8 protein-coding genes are annotated in these 7,651 nt (G+C 44.3%); 5 read left to right on the top strand and 3 right to left on the bottom strand.

From position 1 onward, the window contains the following. Positions 1-170 precede the first annotated feature (170 nt). The 4 genes from L0M98_RS22485 (at position 171) to L0M98_RS22470 (ending at position 3,773) form a co-directional block, all read left to right on the top strand. A complete protein-coding gene (locus L0M98_RS22485; protein ID WP_186975854.1) occupies positions 171-1,085 on the top strand; it encodes a DnaJ C-terminal domain-containing protein in 915 nt (304 codons plus the stop codon). Between the two features lie 12 nt (positions 1,086-1,097). Next, the gene (locus tag L0M98_RS22480; RefSeq protein WP_099291786.1) at positions 1,098-1,415 is read left to right on the top strand and encodes a chaperone modulator CbpM; all 318 of its coding nucleotides are present in this window, start codon (positions 1,098-1,100) and stop codon (positions 1,413-1,415) included. 159 nt (positions 1,416-1,574) lie between these two features. After that, positions 1,575-2,777, top strand: coding sequence for an energy transducer TonB (locus tag L0M98_RS22475; RefSeq protein ID WP_227217888.1), 1,203 nt, complete (start codon positions 1,575-1,577; stop codon positions 2,775-2,777). Between the two features lie 39 nt (positions 2,778-2,816). Beyond that, a complete protein-coding gene (locus L0M98_RS22470) occupies positions 2,817-3,773 on the top strand; it encodes an energy transducer TonB (RefSeq protein ID WP_227217889.1) in 957 nt (318 codons plus the stop codon). Here the strand turns inward: L0M98_RS22470 and L0M98_RS22465 are convergent. Next, positions 3,728-4,657 (bottom strand): DMT family transporter, encoded by a 930-nt coding sequence (locus L0M98_RS22465; protein ID WP_186975851.1) that lies wholly within the window; start codon positions 4,655-4,657, stop codon positions 3,728-3,730. The genes L0M98_RS22470 and L0M98_RS22465 overlap by 46 nt on opposite strands. A 63-nt stretch (positions 4,658-4,720) precedes the next feature. Between L0M98_RS22465 and L0M98_RS22460 the strand changes: the two genes are divergently transcribed. Beyond that, positions 4,721-5,935 (top strand): dicarboxylate/amino acid:cation symporter, encoded by a 1,215-nt coding sequence (locus L0M98_RS22460; protein WP_227217890.1) that lies wholly within the window; start codon positions 4,721-4,723, stop codon positions 5,933-5,935. A 296-nt stretch (positions 5,936-6,231) separates the two neighbouring features. On the opposite strand, the gene L0M98_RS22455 is transcribed toward L0M98_RS22460, so the two are convergent. Both L0M98_RS22455 and L0M98_RS22450 read right to left on the bottom strand, forming a co-directional pair. Next, positions 6,232-6,543 (bottom strand): helix-turn-helix domain-containing protein, encoded by a 312-nt coding sequence (locus L0M98_RS22455; protein WP_227217891.1) that lies wholly within the window; start codon positions 6,541-6,543, stop codon positions 6,232-6,234. Next, positions 6,540-6,905: a type II toxin-antitoxin system RelE/ParE family toxin gene (locus L0M98_RS22450; protein ID WP_227217892.1), complete on the bottom strand. Its 366-nt coding sequence runs from the start codon at positions 6,903-6,905 to the stop codon at positions 6,540-6,542. The genes L0M98_RS22455 and L0M98_RS22450 overlap by 4 nt, the downstream gene beginning before the upstream one ends. Positions 6,906-7,651: the final 746 nt, after the last annotated feature.

The following is a 7,651-nucleotide window of genomic DNA, read 5'->3' as shown; positions in this document are numbered from 1 at the left end:
GCCTTATTTTTACAAAAAAAAAGAACTGTCTAAAACTTGTTAGACAGTCCCTTTTTTATTGTTTGCCACTTTGTCAGTTCTCGTGTAACTATGCGTCATTTCCAGACGTATATTACAAGTTGGTACATGGTTTGTATTAACATATTACAGAATGTATAAATTATAAAAGTATGGCCTATATAGATTACTATAAGATTTTAGGAGTTGATAAAAGTGCTTCGCAGGATGCCATCAAGAAGGCTTTTAAAAAGTTGGCCAGAAAGTATCACCCGGACTTGAACCCGGATGACCCGAATGCCAAGCTACGTTTTCAAGAGATAAACGAGGCAAACGAAGTGTTGGGCGATCCGGAGAAACGGAAAAAGTATGACCAATACGGGGAAAACTGGAAACATGCCGATGAGTTCGAGGCTCAAAGGCAGCGCCAGCAACAGCAAGGCGGTGGTTTCGGTAGCGGCGGTGGTGCTTACTGGTCGTCGGAAGGCGGTTTTTCCGGCATGGGGGGTGACGGGGAGTTCTCGGACTTCTTCGAATCCTTGTTCGGTTCCCGTCGTGGCGGAGGGCGTTCTGCCGGATTCCGGGGACAGGACTATAACGCGGAATTACACCTGTCATTTCAAGATGCGGCACATACCCACAAGCAGATATTAACGGTAAACGGAAAGAATATAAGGATCACCGTTCCCGCGGGAGTGGCGGACGGGCAGACCATCAAGTTGAAGGGACAAGGCGCTCCCGGCGTGAATGGCGGTCCGGCAGGAGATTTGTATATCACTTTCGTGATAGCCGAAGACCCCGTGTTCAAACGCTTGGGGAATGATCTGTACGTGACAGCACCGCTGGATCTCTACACCGCAATTCTCGGCGGAGAACAAATGGTCGACACCATGGACGGGAAAGTGAAATTGAAAGTAAAACCCGGCACGCAAAACGGGGCTAAAGTAAGGTTGAGAGGCAAAGGATACCCCGTCTACAAGGAAGACGGCAAGTTCGGCGATCTAATCGTGACTTACTCCGTGCAGATACCGACCGACTTGACGGAGAAGCAGAAAGCGTTGTTCAAGGAATTACAAGGTCTTAAATAAAACGTGTCAGTTATGCAAACAGATTTGATTATAATTAAAGAATATTGCCGGCAAAGTCATGTCGATCCGTCGTTTATCATCTCTCTGGAAGAGGATGGATTAATCGATATTCAGGTCGTTGACGGCGAACGTTATTTACCTGTTGAGCAATTGGGAGATCTGGAACGGTTTGTGCGTTGGCATGAAGACCTGTCCGTGAACATCGAGGGTATCGGTGTCATCCATGAATTGATGGGACGTATGCACGATATGCAACGGGAACTCGACCGTATGCGTCGGGAACTTCGCTTGTTCCATGCCGATTACCGGAATACCCCGGAAGAGTATTGAGAAATTTGAAATAAATAGTGAAAAGGCAAAGAGATTTTTGAGAAAGGCTCTTTGCTTTTTTGTTTTTTATTTATATATTTATCAACAATTTTAAGCGTGTGTAACTTTAATGAAAATACTATGACTACTACCCGTTGTTTGATAAATAGTTTAATCACAATGCTTTTCTGTATATATGGGGGAGCAGGTATTTCCGGTTTGAAAGCGAGTGTAATCTTTTCTGGAACAGTAGAACGGGACACGACCGTGTATCTCGTGGCGGATGAAGCTCCGCGATTCGAAGGTGAATTGGAAACATGGTTGGGTGAAAACATCCGCTACCCTCAAGAGGCGTGGGATAACGAGATTGCCGGACGGGTGATTATGGCATTCGTGATAGAGCCGGACGGGAGTATTTCGGGGGTCAAGGTGTTACGAGGTGCCCATCCCTCTTTGGACACGGAGGCAACACGGGTTATCGGGGCAATGCCGAAATGGAGCCCGGCAAAGATTGGCGGTAAGGCGGTGCGTTTTTACATGACCTTTCCTTTGTTTTTCAAAATAGAACAACCGATGGCGGGAGTTCACTCTTACGAGGATTACGTGGCAATGTTAAATCGGGAAGCCGGGATTCCGCTGGATGAAGTGGCTGAAGAACAAGATCAGGAAATACTTCAGATTCTGATGGATAGAGAGCGTGTCCGATTCCGTACGGACGCGGAAGCCTATTTGTATTATCGAGAAGATTTACGAAAGAAAAAGAATGCGGTCACCACTCGTGCGGCAGGGTTACTTGAATGTTATAATTTCAAAAGTGCTAACATAAAAGTTCTGGCGGCAGTATTTGAACAGATTATCGGACAGGAATTAGCATTGGTTGAAGGGATTGGAAAGGAGAATTTCATAAAACGATACGCCGCTCTCTCCCCCCGTATCCGGCATCTGCGGATGCAGGAAGAGGTACGGTTGAAGGATTGCATGAACGAGCGGGAACATCGTGTGTATTTCACGCGAGAAATTAGTCCTAGAATACAGGCACAGGAAGAAGTTGTCGGCGATTCGTGCTCGTGTGGTTGTATCTTCCATATACTCTCGCCTCTGACCGCGTACAGGGATTTGAACTACGCGTTAGCAAAAACGGTAAAATATCCTATTGTCGCGCAGGAAAGGAATATTCAAGGGAAAGTCTGGTTGAGCTATACCGTGGGAATAGACGGGAAAGTATCCGTGGTGGAAATTCTGCGTAGTGCGGACCCCGTTTTGGACAAAGAAGCGGTAAGAGCTCTCAAAAGTATCACTTTCCCGGTGCCCCCATACTGCCTTCTGCACAAGCGTAGAGTGGCACTTCGTTCGGTAGCTCCTGTTAATTTCAGACTGCAATAGAGGATTAGATAGAAGAAGTTCAATCAATATATGTTATTTATGGCGTTTGTGATAAAAAGAGCGTGGAAAACAGGACTATTCCTGTTATTCACTTGTTGGTTCACGGGAGTATCGGTTGCGGAAGTTTCCGCTTCGCTCAAAGATTCGCTCTCGTACGAAAACTATTGCAAGATGTTGGAACGGGAAACTCGTGTCCCGGTATCCGAAATCCCGAATGACGAGGGAATGAAGTATTTGCAGGAACGAATCAAGGCAATGAAAAAAGAGTATGGGAACGACAAGCGGGCGTATGCCGCTATGGTGGAGCAACTTCGGGTACATATCAGGCAGGAGTCCTATGACCATGCAAGGAGATTAATGATTACTGCGAAGTTGACGAATACCCGTATCGACGATCTGGAAGCGGTATGCTATTATTTTAACGGAGAGAAGTTGAAGTTGATGAAGGAACTTGGTCCGAAGAATTTTATTTATAATTATCTGGTGGCTTATCCGAAATTTGCTCACTTGAAAATTCTACAAGAGGCAAAAATACGGGAATTTATGAACGAGAACGACCGTCGTCGGCATTTCTTGAAGAATGTAATGCCCTACACTTTGTCTTATGGGCAGGTAGCAGACGAGGAGATGCTGAAAGATTGTTTTTACGTACAGATGCCGGTATTTGCCCAAGGAAACGTGATGGCATGGATTTCTCAAAATGTAAAGTATCCCTCTGAGGCAATAAAAATAAATGCCCAAGGGAAGGTTTTTGTCAGTTTCGTGATTGAAACCGACGGTTCTATCACAGACGTGAAGGTGGTAAAAGGATGCAATCCCTTTTTGGAGCAAGAAGCGAAGCGGGTAGTAAGATGCTTCCCGAAATACATCCCCGCTTGGTGTCCGATCAAAAAGCGCAGTTTCCGGACAACCTACACGGCGCCGATCAGTTTTCGATTATCCTCACCCCCTCATTTGCCTGATGATCTCTCCATGTCCGCCCGCGACTTACTTTGAGTCACGAGATACACCCCGGTAAAAACCAGCACGGCAGCCACGGGCTTATCCCACGTGAGGCGGTCTTGTCCCATAAGGATTGCCAGTGTGGCGGCAACGAGGGGTTGGGCGTAATTGTACATGCTGATTGTTGTCGGGCGGATGCGTTTCAACGCGATCGGGATAAAGAGATAGGCGAGGAATGTCGCAGCGAATACCACGTAAAACACGCTTGCCAAAGCGCTGAATGTCGTGTCGGGGGAGAATAGTTTTGCTTCTACCACTTCCTGTATGCTGAACGGGAACATGAGAATCGTGGAAAAAAGAAACATCCATTTCATCAACGTCACGGGACTGTAACGTTGCGCGATAGGTTTGGATATAACCAGATACGTGGCGTAACAGATCACGCTGATAAAACAAAGTAAATTACCCGTCATCGAGCTGCCGGAACCACCCGAAATCCCTACCGCGTAAGAGTGCCAGATGATCAGCACCGCCCCGCAAGCCCCGATAAGTACTCCGCCCGCTTTTTTCGCGGTGATCGGTTCTTTCAAGATTAAGGCTGAAATCAACATGACCATCATGGGATTCATCGTCACGATCAGTCCCGCGTCGATTGGCGATGTCATGCCAAGTCCTTTAATGAAAGTGAATTGATTCATGGTTGTGCCTAAAATGGCACAAAAAAACAGAATTAATAAATCTTTTTTACTTACTTTTTCGTTTAAGACAAACAAAGAGGTGATCCAAAAAGCGAGGGCACCGAATGACATGCGTAGGAACGTGAGCCCGATGGGGTCGATCCATTCCGGCATTAAGGTTTTGGCGATCGGAATATTCAATCCGAAGAGAATGTTAGCAGAGAAGATAGCGATGTGTCCGTGCCATTTATCTTTTGTCATAGGCTGATGTATCTATATTGTCATACGAAAGTAGCTTATTTTTGTAATATAAACAGTGAGTGTATGAAAAAAATAAAAGTGGGGCTATTGCCTAAAATTATCGTGGCGATTATTCTGGGTATAGTATGCGGATTTTTCTTTTCCGATTGGTTGGTAAGGATATTTTTGACCATAAATGGTCTGTTCAGTAATTTCTTGGGATTCATCATCCCCTTGTTGATCTTGGGATTGGTTGCCCCGGGTATAGCGGATCTCGGTAAGGGTGCCGGGCGTTTGTTGTTGATCACGGCTTTGCTGGCATACGGTTTTACCCTTTTCTCCGGCTTCTTCACTTATTTTGCCTGTGATCTGAGTTACCCGTGGTTGCTCGGAGATGCCGGAGAATTGCAACCGATAGAAGCCTCCGCGGCGGTGCCGCTGGCTCCCTATTTCACGGTGATGATGCCGCCGTTGATGGACGTGATGAGTTCTCTGGTTCTGGCATTTACTCTTGGCTTGGGAATGTCCGTGATTAACGGCGCAACCCTGAAAGGGGCAATGGAAGATTTCAAGGATATTATCAACAAAGTGATTGTCACCGTGATTATTCCCTTGTTGCCCTTGTATATCTTCGGTATATTTTTGAATATTTCCGGCTCCGGTCAGGTGTCCGGCGTGCTGGGCGTGTTCGTGAAAATTATCGTGGTCATATTCTTCCTGACCATTGTACTGTTGTTTATACAGTTCTTTATTGCCGGGTTCGTATCGAAGAAAAACCCGTTCCGCTTGTTCCGTAATATGCTTCCGGCTTACATGACGGCATTAGGAACACAATCCTCGGCTGCCACGATTCCCGTTACATTGGAACAGTCGATTAAAAACGGCGTGAACCGGGAACTGGCGGCGTTCGTGATACCGCTCTGCGCGACGATACACCTTTCGGGTAGTACGATGAAGATCGTGGCATGTGCCATGGCGATCATGCTTATGTCGAGTATGCCGATTTCTTTCGGGATGATGGCGGGCTTTATCTTTATGCTGGGTATCGCTATGGTTGCCGCTCCCGGGGTTCCGGGAGGAGCTATTATGGCAGCACTGGGATTGTTGCAGTCCATGCTCGGTTTCGATGAAACGGCACAAGGGTTGATGATTGCGTTGTATATTGCCATGGATAGCTTCGGTACGGCTTGTAACGTGACGGGTGACGGTGCTATCGCCGTGATCATGGATCGTATTAACCGGAACAGTAAGCATGTCGGCACGCGCGAAGAACTGGAAGAGGTAGCGGTAATCGAGTAATTCTCTCTATTACCTGTACGAGATAGGGTAGGAGTTAATATAATAGATAGTTTTACTAAGTATTAACGATAAATCAATTTCGATTTATTTCCTATTCAATTACTATTTTTTTACCTTTATAATAGGAGTTGAATGGGAGTTGAATAGGAGATGAATGGGAGTTGATATATAGAAAGTACAACTCTGATTCTATAATGATACTTTTTTCAGTACTGTCCTCTCCTTGTTAATTTTAGTTAATTATCAGGTCGTGTGGAGATAGATGCGCTACAATGCTTTGGATTATTTCCGATTAATCATAGAAACGTGGGAATAAACTCGATACCTAAGGCACGAGCTATGCGAAAAAAACTCGAAATTTGAATATCTGTTTCTCCTTTTTCAACACGAGCGATATAGCTTCTTGCCGTGCCTACTTTCTCTGCTAATTCTTGTTGGGTTATTTTTAATTCTTTACGACGGTCACGTAATATTTCCCCGTAATACCACGCGATAGATTTCTCGTGGAAATTGGTGCGAGATTCTGTTCCAACTTCCCCGTATTTCTTCTCTAATAGTTCTCCTGCTGTATGCAGTTTTGCTAATTTGTTTTCATCTAACTTTTTCATAATTCGAACTCCTCCAATATCCGTTTGGCAATCTTTATTTGTTTACTGTAGTCCTTTGTCGATTTTTTTAGAAAACCATTCAAGAGTAATATTCTTTTTGAAAGAATGATATTATCATTATCAACAGCAAAAAGAATAGTCCTGTATTCATTGGTACTAACCGATACTCGCATCTCGTATAAGTCTGTATTTTCCAAATGCTTCACGAATTTTGTACTAAGCACATATTCAGTTCTAATAATATCCATTGTATGTTCAAACTTAGTCTTTATTTTGTCCTGCAACTTGTCGTAAAACTCTAGAAATTCATTCGAGAAGTATAATTCACGTATATCGCTATCTTTTTTGTCTGTTGCTTTCATAGGACAAATGTAACGAATTAGATACAAACAAGCAAGAAGAATGTAAGTTCTTTGCAGATATTTAACATTGTCTTGATATGACGGCTATTTGTACAGAGTAGCCGTATTTACTTGCAGTTAAGAATATAATTTTATGCGGAGAGTTGTGAAAGAATTAAAATTTTTTCTACCTTTGTGTTATGGACTGTGCGGGGAGCCGCCGATGATGTCCTGTTTACAATGTTGAGGTTATAATTTTACATGGTTTAGGAGTAGCGACCTAGTAGGCAGAATTGCCATTAAACCGTGGAGATTGCAACACTCGCGTTGTTATATCTGTATATTCTTATGGATATATATTATAACGGCGTGGGGTTGCTTTTTTCATGATGGCGTTCGCTACTCCCATGAATTAAGCTAGCCCCTGCCGTTATCCTACGGCTCCGGGTTGACTTGTTCAGTCTGGAGTTTATTTTTGAGGACTTCGGCTGAAATATAAATACTGGATAACCGGATGATTTTAGTATCGGGTTATTTTTCAACAAAGTAGACAAATTAGAAAAGTTTTTTTTTGCGGGTTTTAAATTGAACTTACAATGTTTGCAACCAGCTATTTAAGCCCGTGCCCGGAAAGGGGAAAGTTAGCTCCTCCCCTTTCCTTGTTTTGGAAAACGAGAGAGGGGAATAACCGGTAGGTGAATACCTTGACAAACTTAGAATACAGGAACGCGGGAGCCATACGCGACTACCACCCGCGTAAAGGGAGA

It is taken from the genome of Butyricimonas sp. DFI.6.44, assembly GCF_022132345.1.
Taxonomy (GTDB): domain Bacteria; phylum Bacteroidota; class Bacteroidia; order Bacteroidales; family Marinifilaceae; genus Butyricimonas; species Butyricimonas muris.
This window is presented reverse-complemented; position numbering and strand designations above follow the sequence as displayed.

Bases quoted from the DNA above. Each gene is read 5' to 3' on its own strand.
- L0M98_RS22485 (WP_186975854.1), top strand. From the start codon at position 171: ATGGCCTATATAGATTACTATAAGATTTTAGGAGTTGATAAAAGTGCT.
- L0M98_RS22475 (WP_227217888.1), top strand. From the start codon at position 1,575: ATGCTTTTCTGTATATATGGGGGAGCAGGTATTTCCGGTTTGAAAGCG.
- L0M98_RS22455 (WP_227217891.1), bottom strand. From the start codon at position 6,543: ATGAAAAAGTTAGATGAAAACAAATTAGCAAAACTGCATACAGCAGGA.
- L0M98_RS22450 (WP_227217892.1), bottom strand. From the start codon at position 6,905: ATGAAAGCAACAGACAAAAAAGATAGCGATATACGTGAATTATACTTC.
- L0M98_RS22470 (WP_227217889.1), top strand. From the start codon at position 2,817: ATGGCGTTTGTGATAAAAAGAGCGTGGAAAACAGGACTATTCCTGTTA.
- L0M98_RS22480 (WP_099291786.1), top strand. From the start codon at position 1,098: ATGCAAACAGATTTGATTATAATTAAAGAATATTGCCGGCAAAGTCAT.
- L0M98_RS22465 (WP_186975851.1), bottom strand. From the start codon at position 4,657: ATGACAAAAGATAAATGGCACGGACACATCGCTATCTTCTCTGCTAAC.
- L0M98_RS22460 (WP_227217890.1), top strand. From the start codon at position 4,721: ATGAAAAAAATAAAAGTGGGGCTATTGCCTAAAATTATCGTGGCGATT.